Annotated in this window: 15 protein-coding genes and 4 pseudogenes; 4 read left to right on the top strand and 15 right to left on the bottom strand. The window is 56.6% G+C overall.

The window, feature by feature from the left end:
- A partial coding sequence (locus tag C7K55_RS13575) for a hypothetical protein (protein WP_206603487.1) occupies positions 1-360 on the top strand: 360 nt, incomplete at its 5' end.
- Between the two features lie 45 nt (positions 361-405).
- Here C7K55_RS13575 and C7K55_RS13160 read toward each other — a convergent pair.
- Complete coding sequence (locus C7K55_RS13160) at positions 406-531, bottom strand: hypothetical protein (RefSeq protein ID WP_396094829.1); 126 nt, start codon at positions 529-531, stop codon at positions 406-408.
- Positions 532-725: 194 nt separating this feature from the next.
- Between C7K55_RS13160 and C7K55_RS07105 the strand changes: the two genes are divergently transcribed.
- Together C7K55_RS07105 and C7K55_RS07110 are read left to right on the top strand one after the other, a co-directional pair.
- Complete coding sequence (locus tag C7K55_RS07105; RefSeq protein ID WP_106502740.1) at positions 726-980, top strand: type II toxin-antitoxin system Phd/YefM family antitoxin; 255 nt, start codon at positions 726-728, stop codon at positions 978-980.
- Positions 946-1,407, top strand: coding sequence for a type II toxin-antitoxin system VapC family toxin (locus C7K55_RS07110; RefSeq protein WP_338152866.1), 462 nt, complete (start codon positions 946-948; stop codon positions 1,405-1,407). The genes C7K55_RS07105 and C7K55_RS07110 overlap by 35 nt, the downstream gene beginning before the upstream one ends.
- Before the next feature lie 217 nt (positions 1,408-1,624).
- Here the strand turns inward: C7K55_RS07110 and C7K55_RS14145 are convergent, their stop codons facing one another.
- The 12 genes and pseudogenes from C7K55_RS14145 to C7K55_RS07160 all read right to left on the bottom strand — a co-directional run.
- Complete coding sequence (locus tag C7K55_RS14145; protein ID WP_254969650.1) at positions 1,625-1,918, bottom strand: DUF4351 domain-containing protein; 294 nt, start codon at positions 1,916-1,918, stop codon at positions 1,625-1,627.
- 51 nt (positions 1,919-1,969) lie between these two features.
- A pseudogene (locus C7K55_RS14045) lies at positions 1,970-2,329 on the bottom strand (DUF2887 domain-containing protein); the annotation flags it as partial.
- Positions 2,330-2,389: 60 nt separating this feature from the next.
- Positions 2,390-2,545, bottom strand: a complete 156-nt coding sequence (locus tag C7K55_RS13580; RefSeq protein WP_161956142.1) for a hypothetical protein — start codon at positions 2,543-2,545, stop codon at positions 2,390-2,392.
- A gap of 149 nt (positions 2,546-2,694) precedes the next feature.
- The gene (locus C7K55_RS07120) at positions 2,695-2,910 is read right to left on the bottom strand and encodes a hypothetical protein (RefSeq protein ID WP_106502742.1); all 216 of its coding nucleotides are present in this window, start codon (positions 2,908-2,910) and stop codon (positions 2,695-2,697) included.
- 46 nt (positions 2,911-2,956) lie between these two features.
- Positions 2,957-3,217: a glycosyltransferase gene (locus C7K55_RS07125; RefSeq protein WP_127432003.1), complete on the bottom strand. Its 261-nt coding sequence runs from the start codon at positions 3,215-3,217 to the stop codon at positions 2,957-2,959.
- Positions 3,218-3,273: 56 nt separating this feature from the next.
- Positions 3,274-3,543 (bottom strand): DUF4351 domain-containing protein, encoded by a 270-nt coding sequence (locus C7K55_RS07130; RefSeq protein ID WP_206603491.1) that lies wholly within the window; start codon positions 3,541-3,543, stop codon positions 3,274-3,276.
- A 30-nt stretch (positions 3,544-3,573) separates the two neighbouring features.
- Positions 3,574-4,161 carry a DUF2887 domain-containing protein gene (locus C7K55_RS07135; protein WP_106502744.1) on the bottom strand — a complete coding sequence of 196 codons (588 nt, stop codon included), beginning with the start codon at positions 4,159-4,161 and terminating at the stop codon, positions 3,574-3,576.
- A gap of 128 nt (positions 4,162-4,289) precedes the next feature.
- A complete protein-coding gene (locus C7K55_RS07140; RefSeq protein WP_106502745.1) occupies positions 4,290-6,491 on the bottom strand; it encodes a glycosyltransferase in 2,202 nt (733 codons plus the stop codon).
- A gap of 20 nt (positions 6,492-6,511) precedes the next feature.
- Entirely contained in the window at positions 6,512-7,492 is a 981-nt protein-coding gene (locus tag C7K55_RS07145) for an FkbM family methyltransferase (protein WP_106502746.1), read from the bottom strand.
- Positions 7,493-7,771: 279 nt separating this feature from the next.
- A pseudogene (locus C7K55_RS07150) lies at positions 7,772-9,301 on the bottom strand (IS5 family transposase).
- Between the two features lie 457 nt (positions 9,302-9,758).
- Positions 9,759-11,636 (bottom strand): class I SAM-dependent methyltransferase, encoded by a 1,878-nt coding sequence (locus tag C7K55_RS07155; RefSeq protein WP_161956143.1) that lies wholly within the window; start codon positions 11,634-11,636, stop codon positions 9,759-9,761.
- 404 nt (positions 11,637-12,040) lie between these two features.
- Positions 12,041-12,151: pseudogene (locus tag C7K55_RS07160) on the bottom strand (IS481 family transposase); the annotation flags it as partial.
- Between the two features lie 103 nt (positions 12,152-12,254).
- Between C7K55_RS07160 and C7K55_RS07165 the strand changes: the two are divergent.
- Positions 12,255-12,452, top strand: a pseudogene (locus C7K55_RS07165) (transposase); the annotation flags it as partial.
- 169 nt (positions 12,453-12,621) lie between these two features.
- Here the strand turns inward: C7K55_RS07165 and C7K55_RS07170 are convergent.
- Positions 12,622-13,515: a GDP-mannose 4,6-dehydratase gene (locus C7K55_RS07170; RefSeq protein ID WP_206603492.1), complete on the bottom strand. Its 894-nt coding sequence runs from the start codon at positions 13,513-13,515 to the stop codon at positions 12,622-12,624.
- 20 nt (positions 13,516-13,535) lie between these two features.
- Positions 13,536-14,570 (bottom strand): GDP-mannose 4,6-dehydratase, encoded by a 1,035-nt coding sequence (gmd, locus tag C7K55_RS07175; protein WP_106502748.1) that lies wholly within the window; start codon positions 14,568-14,570, stop codon positions 13,536-13,538.
- Positions 14,571-14,576: the final 6 nt, after the last annotated feature.

Raw genomic sequence — 14,576 nt, forward strand, 5'->3', positions numbered from 1 at the left:
GGTCAACTGAATGCGCAGAGCGCGCAGACGGCGGAGCAAAGCCAGCAGCGAGAGGTGCTGCAGGCAAGGGTGGAAGAACTGCAGGGTCAACTGAATGCGCAGAGCGCGCAGACGGCGGAGCAAAGCCAGCAGCGAGAGGTGCTGCAGGCAAGGGTGGAAGAGCTGCAGGGTCAGCACGCCGTATTGGGGGTCGAACGCGATCAACTCCTGCAAGCGCGTGAAGACCTACAGAATCAAGTTCGCGAGCAACAGGAGCGCCTCGATCGAATCAACATCGAGCTTGATGAGATTCTCGTCTTGATTGATCAAGACCGTTCTGAAGCTCCCGAATCCCGTGATATAGGCGTAGAAAACGTATAAATCTCTTGCGGATTCGACGTCAAGATGAAAGCATTCAGGGACTAATCACACCGTCCAGATCTCCTCCAGATCAATCAGCAGCCCAGGGAAAAGGGGCCATATTTCCACGGCTTGTTCGTCCGGAATTAGCAGCCAGCCGAGTCGGGCTCCGTTGGCCTGGTAAGCAGCCATCTTCCGGCGTAGGGCGGTCAGCCCCCGTGGGCCTTCTTCCGTAAAGCAGATTTTTGATGGGCACCTCCGGTGCAGAAATCGGTGTTGCCGCAGCAGGCCGATGCAATCACATCCATGCCAATGCCTGCGCGACCAGAAGTCACTGCATACCCCCCCCTAGACTGGTCAACTAACTAGTCAAAAGGAGGGCTGTCATGACGGTCTGGCCTGTGCAGCACGCCAAGGCGCGCTTCAGCGAGCTGCTCGATGCCTGCCAGCGTGAAGGTCCTCAGGTGGTATCGCGGCGCGGCGCTGAAACCGCGGTTCTGGTGCCGATCGAGCAATGGCAGCGTCTGCAGGCTGCCGCTAGGCCCAGCCTCAAACAGCTTTTATTAACTCCTGAAGCCCGGGCAGAAGGGCTCGCGCCACCTCGTGGTGAGGCCCGCCGCCGGGCTGTGGAGGAGCTTTAGCGCATGGCCTTCTTGCTCGATACCAACGTGGTGTCCGAACTGCGCAGGCCACGCCCCCCATGGCGCTGTGCTCGCTTGGCTTGAGAGCACCGATGACGTCGATCTCCATCTCACCAGCGTGACCATCGGCGAAATCCAGGCTGGTATCGAGCTGATCCGCGAACAGGACCCTGGCAAAGCCAGCGAGATCGAGCTCTGGCTCGATCAGGTGTGCGACACCTTCAATATCCTCAGCATGGAAGACCTAGCCTTCCGCTGCTGGGCCCGACTGATGCATCGCCAGTCCGACACCCTCTACGAAGACGCGATGATCGCCGCCATCGCCAAGGTGCACCACCTAACGGTGGTTACCCGAAACGTGGCTGATTTCAACCGGTTTGAGGTTCCTCTGCTCAATCCGTTCACGCCAGACGCGTCCCATCCCTGATCGCTCCGCTCTAACTGGGCTTTACTCAGTGCTCTCGCCCTGGGGCGAAAAGGGTTTGATCATCAAGGCCACCTGCTGCGACAGATGAAGGAATCAAAAGGCTCCACTTGCAGCCATCTGGGCATGGCACCTACCGGAGTGGCCTTGGCCATTGATCCTAGGAACAACCACGACCTGCAGCGCATCCACGACCCGCCGACCTGAGAGTCCTCGGCATTCAGCCGGCGTGCTCAGCCAACCAGCTCGCCAGATCGTCGGCGCCAGCGAAATCGAGCAGCGCGTCGGTCAGGGCCTCCAGCTGCTGCAGCGGCAAGGCTTGAATATGGGCAGTGGTGGCCTCACTCAAGGGGCCGCAGCGGTGGTTGAGCTGGCGGATGGCCATAGCGGCGGCCTCTGCGGCGCGCCCTCGGGCTTCTCCTCGGGCTTCGCCCTCCTGCCGGCCTTCTTCGATCCACTCCTGGGCCCAACGGGTGTGGCGCAGATGATCGGTGGGGAGATTGATCAAGGCCATGATTTCCTCGCGAGTGAGATGGGGAAACCGCTCTCCCAGGATAGAGAGAACGGTCTCAAGTAGATCGGGGCGTGGCTGCAGGATCTGTTCGGTGGCGCCTGGAATATCGGGCTTGGGCAGCACCGGCAGGGTGAGGAGGCTGAGCAGAGGGACGAGCCCAGGCTGCTGGCCAAGCTCTTCCAGGCTGAGCCAGTGCACGCCTGCAAGAAACGCCCCCAACTGGTGCGGCCGCCGATTGGGCCCCAGCCTGAGCCGATGGTGTGGCACAACCACAACCACCTCCAGGTGCTGCACCTGAGGGTGGAGCTGCAGGAAGCGAAAGCTCTGGGCTGCCAGCCGATGCTTAAAGCCAGCTTTGCCTTGCATCTGCACCTCCAGCAGCACCACCGGCTGCTGGGGTGTGCCCGTTTCTGCCGAGCTCGGCCAGAGGGCGCCATCGAGGCGGTGGTTCGCCTCTTTGAGCTCCGGCGCTCATAGCCGCAAGGCTTCTGCGAAGCAGTAGCGGTAAAGCGCATCCCCAGGCGCATCCGCCCCCAAGCTGGCCGTTACCCCAGAACCAGGCAACAGCAGCGTGATCAGATCCGGCGCGCTCTGGAACAGGCCATAGAACCAGTGATCCGTTTTCAAGGCCAACCTCCTGGCATCACTCGCCTCGCAACCAAGCCACTAATCAAATAGTACGCCAGTACCAAACGTTATTTGTGTTCCCGCCGGTTCTCGCCAAGCGCCTGCAGCGGGCGCGCCCCATCCGCCACCACCCACCCCAGGTCGCCCCCTCAAACCTGCGACTCCGCCCTCCACTTCAACCGCCCCGCCAACTCCCGCCGCTGGGCCCACAGCTCCTCCAGCCGCGCCCGGTAGCGGCCGCCCACAACGGCAAACGAGAACCGCTGCCGATACGCCGCCAACACCGACGGATCCCTGCTGGGATCGGCCGCTGCCGCCTCGTGATCGGTGGCCAGAGCCAACCGCCGAGCTGCCACCTGCTGCATCAGCTCAGCGGCATGCTCCAGATCCGACTCCCCCTACACGTGGCCATCAGCGCACGGGGTGGGCCAGGGGGCCGGTGCAGAAATCGGTGTTGCCGCCGTAGGCCATGGTGATCACATCCACGCCAAGTTGCAGGGCTTCCGCCATGCCGCGCCCGAAGCCTTCTGAGCGGTGCAGGGAGAGGAACACATTGCAGCAGCCGTAGAGGGCGAGGAGCTTGTCTGGCGGAAGGATGAAGAGAAGGGCGCGCTCTTCTTGCAGCCAGTTTGGAATGGCGCCTAACGAGATGGCCTCGGCCGCGGATGCCAAAAACACCGTTTGCCGCCAGGGCCTTCACGGCTTGCAGCCCTAACGACTCTCGTTGTTCAGCCGGTGTGCTCAGCCAACCAATTGGCCAGATCATCTGGGCCGCTGAAATCGAGCAGCGCCTCAGCCAAGGCCTCGAGCTGATCCAGCGGCAGAGCTTGGATGCGGGCGGTAGTGACTTCGCTCAGGGGGCCGCAGCGACGGTTGAGCAGACGGAGCGTCACCTTGGCCTCGCCTAGGGCCTCACCCTCTTCACGGCCCAGATCAAGGAGCATCTGGGCGGCGCGGGTGTGGAGTAACTGGTCGGTGGGGATGCCGGCGAACACCATGAGTTCCTCGGTGGTGAGTGTTGGAAGCCGTTAAAGCAGCATAGTTAGAACGGCAGAGAGCAGTTCCGGATGACGCTCCAGAACCTGCTGGGTGCTGCGCTTGAGCTCCGCTTCTGGCCGCACTGGCAGCGTCAACATGGTGAGCCAAGGATCGAGATCGGCTTGCTGGCCCAGCTCCTCCAGGCTCAGCCAGATCACGCCATCGAGAAAGGCCTGCAGCTGCTGGGGCAGCTGGGCCGGACCGAGCTTGAGGCGCCGGTGCGGCACCACCACAACCACGGCCAGATGCAGCACCTGGGGATGCATCTGCAGAAAGCGAGCGGTCTGAGCAAAGAGCCGGTGCTTGAAGCCAGGCTTGGCGTGCATCTGAACCTCCAGCAGCACCACCGGCTGCTCGGGTGTGCCCATTTCTGCCGAGCGCGGCCAGAACGCCCCATCGAGACGATGGTTCGCCGCTTTCAGTTCAGGTGCGTCAAAGCGGTAGAGCACATTGCCTGGAGAATCCGGCGCGAGCGAGGGCACTGCAGAGGCCCCTACAGCACCTGCCGCCGGCAACAGCAGCGTGATCAGGTCCGGGGCGCTCTGAAACAGGCCGTAGAACCAGTGATCCGTTTTCAAGGCTCAGCCTCCGGCTTGCTGCAACCAGAAGGGCACCAAGACACGACCACGACCCACCAAACCAAACCCAATAGTGCGCCAGTACCAGACACGACGCATCCGTAATTTCACGGTCTGAACCGCTGCGCTCACCACCCCACTGGGCTCCGATCCCCCCGCCAGCGCAACCGAGCGCCAACACCCTCGCGATCCGCCCACAGCTCCTCCAGCCGCGCCCGATAGCGCCCGCCCACAACGGCAAAGGAAAAACGCTCTCGATAGCTGGCCAAAACAGCGGGATTACGGCTGGGATCGACAGCATGAGGATCCGCCGCTAGAGCCAACCGCCGCGCCGCCACCGCACGACAAAGCTCAGCTGCATGCTCCAGATCAGGTTCAGCCCAGCTGTGACCATCGGCACAGGGATAGGCGCCGCGGGGGATGGGGGCCGGGCGGTAGCGCACGGGGTGGGCAAGCGGGCCGCTGCAGAAGTCGGTGTTGCCACCGAAATCGGTGGCGATTACATCCACACCGAGCTGGAGGGCTTCTGCCATGCCGCGCCCGAAGCCTTCTGAGCGGTGCAGGGATAGGAACACATCGCAGCAGCCGTAGAGCGCCAGCAACTCCTCCCGCGGCAGACTCTCAGCGATCAGCACAATCCTGGAATCCTCCGCGGCGCGAGCCTGCAGCCAGTGCCATTCGGCGCTGAAGCCCTGGGGCGGGAAGGTTTTGATCAGCAGGGCCACGTGCTCGGAGAGCGGGTGGACGTTGCACTCCCGCCCGAAGGTGGCCGGCAGGTGCGGCAGGGGGAAGGCCAGCTGGAAGGCCTCCAGGGCCGCCATCGGGTTTTTGCGGATGGCGGTGGAGTTGAGATCGAAGCCATAACCGAACAGCACCGCCTCGGCGGGCAGGCCATGACGAAGGCGGGCGGCGGCGCGGGCTGGGGCACTGCAAAAACGCTCGGGATCAGGAATCTCTGCCGCAGAGGGCATCACCTGCAGGGGCCGGCCGGCTTCGACAGCGGGAGCTTCCAGTGCTTTGCCTGTGAAGCGGCTGAAGGGCCAGAGCTCATCGGCCACCTGCAGCAAAGGCAGCCAGGCTTCAGGCCATTGCAGCGTTTCCCAGGGCCAATTGGTGAGGGTGTAGCGCTCACGCAGCGGATCACAGCCGCTCTCCTGTAACCAGCGGGCCTGGATCGGTGCCGCCATGCACACCAAATTGAAGGCGTAGGGGCCGCCTGTGGGATCAGTGCAGAGCAGGGGCTCGAGGCTTCGGTCACTGCAGGCGGAACCGTTAGCTGCTGCGTGATAAATCACGCAGCAAGGCAAACCGGCGGCTTGCAGAGCACGGGCTGCCATGCGCAATTCCTCACCTATGCCGAAGACTTCAAAGGCATGGCCGATCAGATTTACCCCGAAAGGGCGCTGCTGAAATGGCACCAACTCCGCCACTCGTTGATAGAAATTCATAGGTTGCCAACGAACGCATTGAGTTTGCGTTGGCCTAAGAATCTCCTGCTCGAGCAAAGTGCGCTGAAGATTAACAAAATCGTCGGGAGTTAACCAGTGGCGTTTCTGATCAGCCAGCTCACGCAAGTAAGACACACAGCCATCACTTTCGGGCAACTCCGCCATGCCAAGTTGCAGGTCTAGGGCGATGTTCTGAAGGCATGTGACACCGGTGCGCCCGAAGTGGCACGCCAACGGCTCGGTGTTCTCTAGTGCGACCTCAGCCTGCTGGGGCCTGCTGATCGTTGCACTTTGGAGGGGGTTTCGGCACTGCAGGTGGGGCAAGTAGCCAATGCGGTGAGGGAAAGCCTCAAAAGCCCGGACCCAGAAGTCAAAATCGAAAGCGCATCCGCACTGCGCATCAAACTCACCGAGCAACAGGCCCATCGTGCGGCGGAACAAAACGGTGGGCTGGCAGATGAAGGAATGCGAGCGGAAGCGACCCGGCCCCACCGAGCCCGGCAGCGTGTGATAGGGCTGGGACAGACCTGTATCGCGGTTGAATTCCTCGCCCTCCCCGTAGAGCATCAACCACTCAGGATGGTCGGTTAGGGCGTTAACCGCTCGGGTAAGTGCGCCTGGAGTGTATGCGTCGTCGACATTGAGCCAACCGATCAGGCTGCCTCGGGCACGGCAAAGCGCTTTCTGAAGGGCATCAGCAGGGCCGCGGTCAGGTTCGCTCACCAAACGCAGGCGGGGCTCACGTGAGGCAAGTTCCTGAAACCAGCCGATACTGCCATCCGGCGAGCCACCATCTGCAATAACAAGCTCCAGGCAATCAGGCTGGGCGAGGATCGAGTCAACCGCCTCCCTCGGGATGAGCCCTGGGCTTAAGCAGGGCATGAGCACGGAGACAGACGCTTTCAACGCTGCAATAGCTGCCTGAGCTTGCCTGACACCTGTCGCAGTACTGCTTCTGCGTTTGGTGGATCTGCTGATCTCTGTTCGAGCTCAGCGTGCAGTTGCTCAATTACATGATCCTGCGCTGCAAGTTGCTGCTTAAACTCGTCGAGGGCCCGCAATGCCTGGGCCGCTTCCTTTCGAGCTTCAGCCAACGCAGCAAGATCCTTTTTTTGCTGCGCCAGGCCTTCAAAGAGCCTGTAGCCAATAGGGATCATGGGTATGTCAAAGATATTAGGAGGAAGCATCATCGACTCGTACACCAAGCGCAGGCCGGCGTCACAATAGTAATCATTTAGACCATCATGAAAGAAGTATTCATACGAGCAATCAAGAAGATAGTCGCGGCAAGGCTTACGATGAGAGGCCGACAATCGTGTCTGAGGAACCGTTGCCTCTAAAAGAATAACTTGTGGCCTTTGGTGCTCCGGAAGACTCTTGACATCGAGCCCTAAAAGCGCTTTGTACTCCCAGCCCTCGACGTCAAGCTTTAGAAAGTTTATTGGGCGATTAGACGCATATCTTTCAATGATTTCACGAAGGGTACTGGAAGGCACGTACCTTTTAGATGAGCTATGACTATGGCGATCAAAAGAAGCTTGGGAGCCAAAAACAGCTTCTGAGAGCAGTCTGTGATGTCCCCACATTGTGGGATCGTCCCCTGAGACAAGGAGTGGGACGGCATCGGCACCAATATCATCAACTACGGCCAGACAGAGATTGACATCCTGGACTCTTTCGCTGCTTAAGATATCAAAAACTTCTGCGACAGGCTCAATGTTAATACCTCTCCAGCCCTGATCATAAAATATTGCGGTAACATTGTCGCGTCTTGGATGCCACGCCCCGACATCAACGTAAAAACCTTTGTCTATGCCCGAAAAAAGGCGATAGAGGTAGAGATCCTCAAAGTTTTGCGCATAGAATCTCTGGGGTGTCCACATGCAGAAGTGATCTCACATACATTGAAAAGATTTTAGCGCGAGACCTCTGCCAATGCCTTGGTCAACCAATCACGGGGTGATGGCGGCAGCAAAATGGGCTGATCGGTTTGCCAGGGACGGAAGGGCTTCGGCTTGTTCATATCCCATTCTCCAGGGCAGAACCATTGCAGTCACTCCGATCTGGGCAGATAAGAGGCGACTGTGTTGGGCTTCCTGAGAAAGTGAGCGCGAGGCCAAGCTGTCAAAGAGCCGAGCTTGAATGGGCCGGAGCCTGGCCGTTCACGCGGGTGTGATCTGAGTGCTCAGGCACTCGAACTGTGAATCCTTCCGTGGTTGATTGCTGAGTAGAAGCTGGAGCCAGTACGCATAAAGGACAAAAAGAAGCTCCAGTAACTTCTGGAGGTTCATCACCATGACATTCATCGCAATGGTTGAGCTCTGGGTCGCAGCGAGCTTCTCTCGAATCAGACCCAGTCCAAAACGCCGCTTTCCTTGGCCGATCTTGCCTTCAACGGCATTCCTCTGCCGCTGATCATCAATGAACTGCCGCTTCTCGGTAGCCATCAGCTCTGGATCATTCTTTGGTCGTCCCAGACGCGGGCCGCTCAAACGGATTCCATGGCGCTGACAGAATGCACGGTTATCTTGTCCGGTAGATCTGGTCAGCACAAATCACTTCCGGATAGTGACCATGGCGGCGCCGATAGGACATCGCCTGAACTTGAGGTCTTCTCCTTCGTTGTAGGGGTCGTAACTGAGCCGATCGAGGAAGGTGAATCCCTCACTGGTAACAGAAATTGAGATCTTTGCTCCGAACTCAACATTGCAACGAGCCTTGCCCCGCACAATTGGTCTGATGTGTGCCTGGCAGAGGCTGACGATGCGATCAGGGATACTTCTGCTGTCTGCGTGATAGAGAATGGTCTGCTGGCGGACCAGCTCACTGAACACCAGCAACTTTTTGTAGATATGGCGTCCGGCGGACAGAAGGCAGCCACCACAAGCGATCATGGCGTCAATACTCCCAAGATTTCGCTTCAAGTGGCCGATCTGCTGCTTAATGGCCTTACGGATTTTGCTGATACGGGGCCTCTTCTTCTTGGCCACATCAAGAAACTGCTGCCTCGCTTTTTGGCGGTGTGTACGCGGCTTATGGCCAAAGCGTTCCCTGATCTGAGGATGCATCGCATCAATCAGGATCTCAGTCACCTCTCTGGCTTCATTGAGCAGTGACAGATCAGTTGGATGACGGATATCAACCGGAGTACAGGTGGCATCGATCAAGAGTGAGCCTTGGTTCGGCTGCTTCTGGGCGGATGGTATTGGTTGCTCGCCAGTACTGGCCGATTCACCACCACTGCCGCTGGCATCACCAGGGTCCTGGGTATTGGATAAGCGAATCATCTTCAGGCCGTGGTGCACAATCCGTTCGTTGCAGTCATTCACAACGACTTCCGGCAAGCGCTTGCGGAAGTACACCATCATCGACGGATCAAATTGCGCCGTGAACTGGAAGGCCTTCAAGCCAATGAAGAATTGGAGGTAAGGATTTTCCTTGATCTGTTCGACCAGTTCTTCATCCGTGAGCCCGAGACGGGCCTTGATGATCAGTGCACCCAGTGCCATGCAAAAGGGTTTTGCCGGTGCTCCACAGGCCTTGCAGAATTGCGCCGCATAGTCGTCCTCCAGTTCATCCCAGGGAATGAGCTCAGCCAGCTTGATCCAGCGATTGTTAGCAGAGAGTTTGCCGCCAAAAGGCAGGAAGAAGTCTTCAAACGAGAGCTGATGACGATGCTCACGCCGGCACATGTGGAAAACTCCGAGCCGCTTTTGGGCTCAAATCGGCCCGTTCACATACATTTTACCGCCAATAACTGCTGACATCCATTGCGGTGCAGTCGATCTGGCCTTATTCAGGAAGCCCTGTGTAGTGGTCGCGTGTGCGTCTATGTGCATCAGGTTCCTAGATGCTCTGACTCAGCAGGTTGATCAGTAGCCAATGAGGTGAAATGTCTCTATCTGTTGAAGTGTCTCCGCCCACCCGAGACCTCACACCCCATGAATACACAGGCCAATGCCCGTGAGCAGCTCGATTCAGCCTCAAACCAGCCTAAAGTGAGTGAATATGAGCCCAAAAGCCATCAGATAGCGGACTCGAATGCAAATGGCTGCCAAAAGCATCTTTGCTGCTCACGTCAGCCGCTCAAACTCCGATTACGCAGAACCTCCGTAGAATTAACCGAGCATTAACAAGCAGATCCTTGGGTTATTTGTCCTCACAAAAGAAGAAATAGAAGCTTGGAATAACATCTTCGTTATTGTCGCTAATGACGCCATTCACCGACATTATGCCACCGCGGTCAGTGTAGCTTGTTAGATCATTAATCGAATCATAGTTGCTTGGCCACATTCGCTGGCAATAATCATGGCCAGAAACAAGTGAGCCGATCTTGAGCTTTCGCTTCCATAGCTTGAATATCTCGGCAGTATCACCTTTGTGCGCATATGCGTCGATATAAATAAAGTCAAGAGACTTATCTGGCAAGTCGGCCAGTGCAGCATTAAATGTTTTTCTCAGTATCCTAGAGCGGCTTTCAAATTTAGAAAGTCGCTCGACTGCCCTTTCATACTCATTCTCGTCATGATGATCAAGCCATCTATCGATTGAATATAGTGTAGAAAAGTTATCAGAGAGGAGAAGAGATTCAGAGAAATGCCCTTCCGCCACACCCAGTTCTGCCCCAATGCTGCCAGGCTCGAGTAAATAACCTAAAGCATTCCTGCCATATCTGATGAAAAGAGCCTGAATAGATTGGCCGTTATTGATATCTATATTGATAGCATTGTGAATCTGGGATAGGCTTTGAGGCGTGTAGCCCTCATGGGTGGGATGAACTACTGGTATCGGAAGCTGACGTGCTACTGCACTATACTGGAAGCCGCAATCTTTCAGGCGATTAATAATAAGATCAGCCAAGTCTGCCGGACTTGAAAATATCGACGGCGCAACCGAATATTTTTCGCTAAACAATGTAAAAATTCTGGCCCTCCAGCCATCAATAGTGCCGATGTCGCTCACGTATTTTGTTTGTAAACGGGATAAGACTGTTACCCAAGAGCTTGAGATCGCAGTAATCTTCTTGTCAAGAAAGAAAGCAGTGAGAGCAGTATTTGAAGAAACAGACATAAATTCATCGACAAATGGCAACAGCATTTCTGAAGTATTGTGAGCTAGTTGCTCGGGGAGTTTCTCGAGTCTACTATCAGACAGCCATATCTCCGAAAAAAGCTGTGGAGGTATATCACCACGCCTGTCAGCATGAAAAACAACGACAAGAATATCGGACTCCATTCTACTCAAAGCCCTTTGAAGAACTTCAGATGGATTCAGGCTTGTTCCTAGTGCACCTTCCCAAGTGATCCATTCAGCGGGCTGCAGACTCAATAGAGCAATTGTCTTGTTTTTAAACTGAGAGAAATAAGCTGTAGCAATCTCCCAGGATGGGTTTATCTTCTGTTGCTCGTGGTACGCACTCAAAAAGCGACTGAAGTTAGTGTCTATATCATAAGCAACGCTGCCAAGCTTGTGCAACTGATTCCTAATTCTCCGTACAGAAGAAAGTATATCCGTATTAAGATGACCTCCGACATTCAGAAAACGTGTCTGCGGATATAAAGACCTTGGCAGAGGACCAAACTCGGATGAAAGCAGCGGAATATAATTCAATTTGCACTCACGCATTAGATATCGATTGTCAGATGTTGTTATAACCACATCAGGCCTGAAGACGTTGAAGAGCTCATTAAAATAACGGGGCCATTTTTCAGCATCTCTAGGCCTATCTTTTTTGTATAAGTCGCGAGAATATTTGGCCACAGAGTCTTTGTAATCAGGCAGAAAGTGACCGGAGTGGACGGGAAAGAAGTTCGGGTAAATAACTGAGTCCCGACTCAGGCTGCGTAGCATATCCAATGAAGACAAGCATAAGAGGATGTTGCTAGATATTCCCAGTGAAATCGGCTTAGATTTAGATATCACAACCAAGGCTCTGATGATTGGCTCAACTAGAGCCTGGAAATGGCCGATAACAAAGGTTGCTTCGCCACGGAAAGGCATTGGCTCTAGATGAACTAGTACCTTCATGGGTGAATTGCCTTGGCTGTGATCCATTGTCTATAATATTGCGGATATCCGCATTGTGTCAAGGTGTAAAATGAATTGGCTTCTTCTATGCTAGATTGCTTGCAACACCAATCAAATGTCTAACTGTTGTATGGAAGTGCCACTATTGGCGGTCGATTTCTTATGGGGTCTGGCGGGTGACAAGGCCGCCTTCAATTGCTGAGGTGTCTCCGGTGGTGCGTACTCATCTGTTGAGCCAGAAAGGATCTCTAGATGTTGTGTCTCACCTCGTTGATCAGGGAAGAAGCACGTTGAGTTGCTGCTGAGGTGATCGTCTGCTGAGGGCTGAGTGCTGGCTGAGGTGATTATAGATCGACAGGTGGCGAGGCAACCAGCGGTTGCACTCCTCAGAGAGGTCTGCAATGCCCTTGAGTAGGCCCAGTTCCTGCACAGGCTCTGGATGAACCACTCCGCCTTGCCGTTGGTTCGTGGCGTGTAAGGCCTGGTGTGATGTGCGTGAGGCCAAGGGCTCGGCAGGCAATCCAACGACGATCAGGTTGATGGGCGGCCCTCAACCAAATTGTCGTCGGACAAATGCGACCCGGCAAACGCCGAGCCTTACCGGACACACCAGATGGAAAGCTGCAGGATCTGATCGAGACGGCCAAAGCTCACATCCGCTCCAAGGTTGAGCATCCTTTCCGGGTGATCAAGCAGCAGTTCAGCTTTCAGAAAACCCGCCTGCGCGGCCTCGCCAAAAATCGCTGCAAGATCAATGTGATGGCGGCACTCTCTAACCTGCTCCAGGCCCGACGACATTTGCTTGCGAGAGTCTGACCAGGGGCTTGGTGTGTCTCAACACCTCGATTCAGCCTAAAAAACCAGCCCAAAGTGGCTGAACATGATCCCAAAAGACATCAGACAGCGGCCTCAGAGGCAATTCACGGCCAAAGGCACTCTTTCCTGCTCGCTGCCTCCGCTCAAACCCCGTTTGTCCAGAGATTCCCTAACTCGGCGCACTTGCTTCGAACATCCAGCGCAGCGTGTCCTTAAGTTTGTACAAAGGCAGGGCACCGACAACCGATTCCAATCGATCCCGGGTACCAAGCAGGACGCGAACCTCGTTGGTCCGGGCTAAGGTCCTGTTTACCCGTACTTCCATCCTGTGCATTGAAACTTCCTCCACCATTGCGAGAACCTCATGCAATGTAAAGGCTCGGCCGCTGCAGATGTTGTAGGTGCCCCCGATCGCCGCCGGTGTGCTGATAAGGCGGCGGTAGGCCTCGACTACCATCCGGACATCGGAGAAGTCGCGTGCGACCTCGATGTTGCCCAGCTCAATAAAGCGCGCGCGCCTTCGGGTGTGGGCCACTATCTTCGGCAGCAGAAAGGTCTCTGACTGGCCGACGCCGGTATAATTGAATGGCCGAGCAATTATTATAGGCAAGCGGTTTGCGTACAGGTGACTCAAGTATTCCATCGCGAGCTTGCTGACCGCGTAATCGTTGGCTGGGTCGGGTGGGGTGTCTTCACTTATGACCCCCTTGGTGCTGTTGCCGTATACGTTGGCGCTGCTCGCTAGCAGTACGGCTGCGGGTCGCCTCGGCAAGGAAGCCAGCGCTTCTAACAGGTGCCGGGTACCGATCAGGTTCGTGCGGTAGACCGACTCCGCGTCCCCGTGCGCCACGAAGGACACACCGGCCAGATGGACGACGAAGTCGGGGGCGACGCTGCGCACGATCTGGTGGACGCGAGTCGCATCGACGAGATCCCCCACATGTGCGTCCCACGGTGCGGCTTCATGGCAGGTGCGCGTAACTAGTCCATGGACCTCGTGTCCATGGTCCTTCAACAACGGTGCGAGGTAACGACCGGTGAATCCATCGACCCCGGTGACCAAGGTTCTGCTTGGCATCGGCACTAGAAGGAGAAGCCGGCTTCGTTGCGTCGCAGGTCGGCCGTCACCATCATCTGGCAGAGCTGCTCCAGCGTGGTCTCAGGCGCCCAGCCGAGTTTCTCGCGTGCCTTCGCAGGATTACCGATCAGCAGGTCGACTTCGGCAGGACGGTGGAAGCGTGGATTGACGCGGACGATGGTCTTACCCGTCGCCGTGTCCACACCGACCTCGTTGACGCCCTCACCGCGGAAATCGAGTTGGATGTCCGCCGCTGTCGCGGCCATGCGAACGAAATCACGAACTGTCTCGGTCCGGTTCGTTGCAAGGACGTACGTGTCCGGGCGATCGACCTGGAGCATCTTCCACATCCCCTGGACGTACTCTTGCGCAAACCCCCAGTCGCGCTTGGCGTCCATGTTGCCGAGTTCGAGTACGTCGAGCTTGCCCAGCCGGATCTTCGCGATCGAATCGGTGATCTTGCGGGTCACGAACTCCAAGCCCCGCAGCGGGGACTCATGATTAAAGAGGATGCCGGTGCAGCCGAATATGTCGTAGCTCTCCCGATAGTTGATCGTCATCCAATGTGCGTACAGCTTGGCGACGCCGTAGGGGCTGCGCGGATAGAACGGTGTGTCCTCGGCCTGTGGAATGGCCTGCACTTTGCCGAACATCTCCGATGTACTGGCCTGGTAGAAGCGGATCTTCCGGTCGAATAGCCGGATCGCTTCGAGAAGGTTAAGCGCGCCGATGCCAGTGATTTCGCCGGTGGTCACCGGCTGCTCGAACGACACGCCCACGAAGCTTTGGGCGGCGAGATTATAGACCTCAGTTGGAGAAGCACGCTCAAACAGCCGCATACATGTGCTCAGATCGGTGAGATCGAACTCCACTAGGTGCAGGCGCGGATGCCGGGTGACGCCCAGTTCATCCAAGCGCCAGAAGTTGACCGAACTCGTCCGACGGAAAGTCCCGAAGACTTCGTAGCCCTTGTCGAGCAACAATTCAGTGAGGTAGGCCCCGTCTTGACCGGTAATGCCCGTTATTACAGCAGTCTTCATGATCGC

It is taken from the genome of Cyanobium usitatum str. Tous (genome assembly GCF_003011885.1).
In the GTDB taxonomy this organism is placed as follows: domain Bacteria; phylum Cyanobacteriota; class Cyanobacteriia; order PCC-6307; family Cyanobiaceae; genus Cyanobium_A; species Cyanobium_A usitatum.

Excerpts from the sequence above, each read along its gene's own strand:
- C7K55_RS13160 (WP_396094829.1), bottom strand. The coding sequence starts at position 531 with ATGGCTGCTTACCAGGCCAACGGAGCCCGACTCGGCTGGCTGCTAATT.
- C7K55_RS07105 (WP_106502740.1), top strand. The coding sequence starts at position 726 with ATGACGGTCTGGCCTGTGCAGCACGCCAAGGCGCGCTTCAGCGAGCTG.
- C7K55_RS14145 (WP_254969650.1), bottom strand. The coding sequence starts at position 1,918 with ATGGCCTTGATCAATCTCCCCACCGATCATCTGCGCCACACCCGTTGG.
- C7K55_RS07120 (WP_106502742.1), bottom strand. The coding sequence starts at position 2,910 with ATGCAGCAGGTGGCAGCTCGGCGGTTGGCTCTGGCCACCGATCACGAG.
- C7K55_RS07130 (WP_206603491.1), bottom strand. The coding sequence starts at position 3,543 with ATGGTGTTCGCCGGCATCCCCACCGACCAGTTACTCCACACCCGCGCC.
- C7K55_RS07140 (WP_106502745.1), bottom strand. The coding sequence starts at position 6,491 with ATGCCCTGCTTAAGCCCAGGGCTCATCCCGAGGGAGGCGGTTGACTCG.
- C7K55_RS07145 (WP_106502746.1), bottom strand. The coding sequence starts at position 7,492 with ATGTGGACACCCCAGAGATTCTATGCGCAAAACTTTGAGGATCTCTAC.
- C7K55_RS07155 (WP_161956143.1), bottom strand. The coding sequence starts at position 11,636 with ATGAAGGTACTAGTTCATCTAGAGCCAATGCCTTTCCGTGGCGAAGCA.
- gmd (WP_106502748.1), bottom strand. The coding sequence starts at position 14,570 with ATGAAGACTGCTGTAATAACGGGCATTACCGGTCAAGACGGGGCCTAC.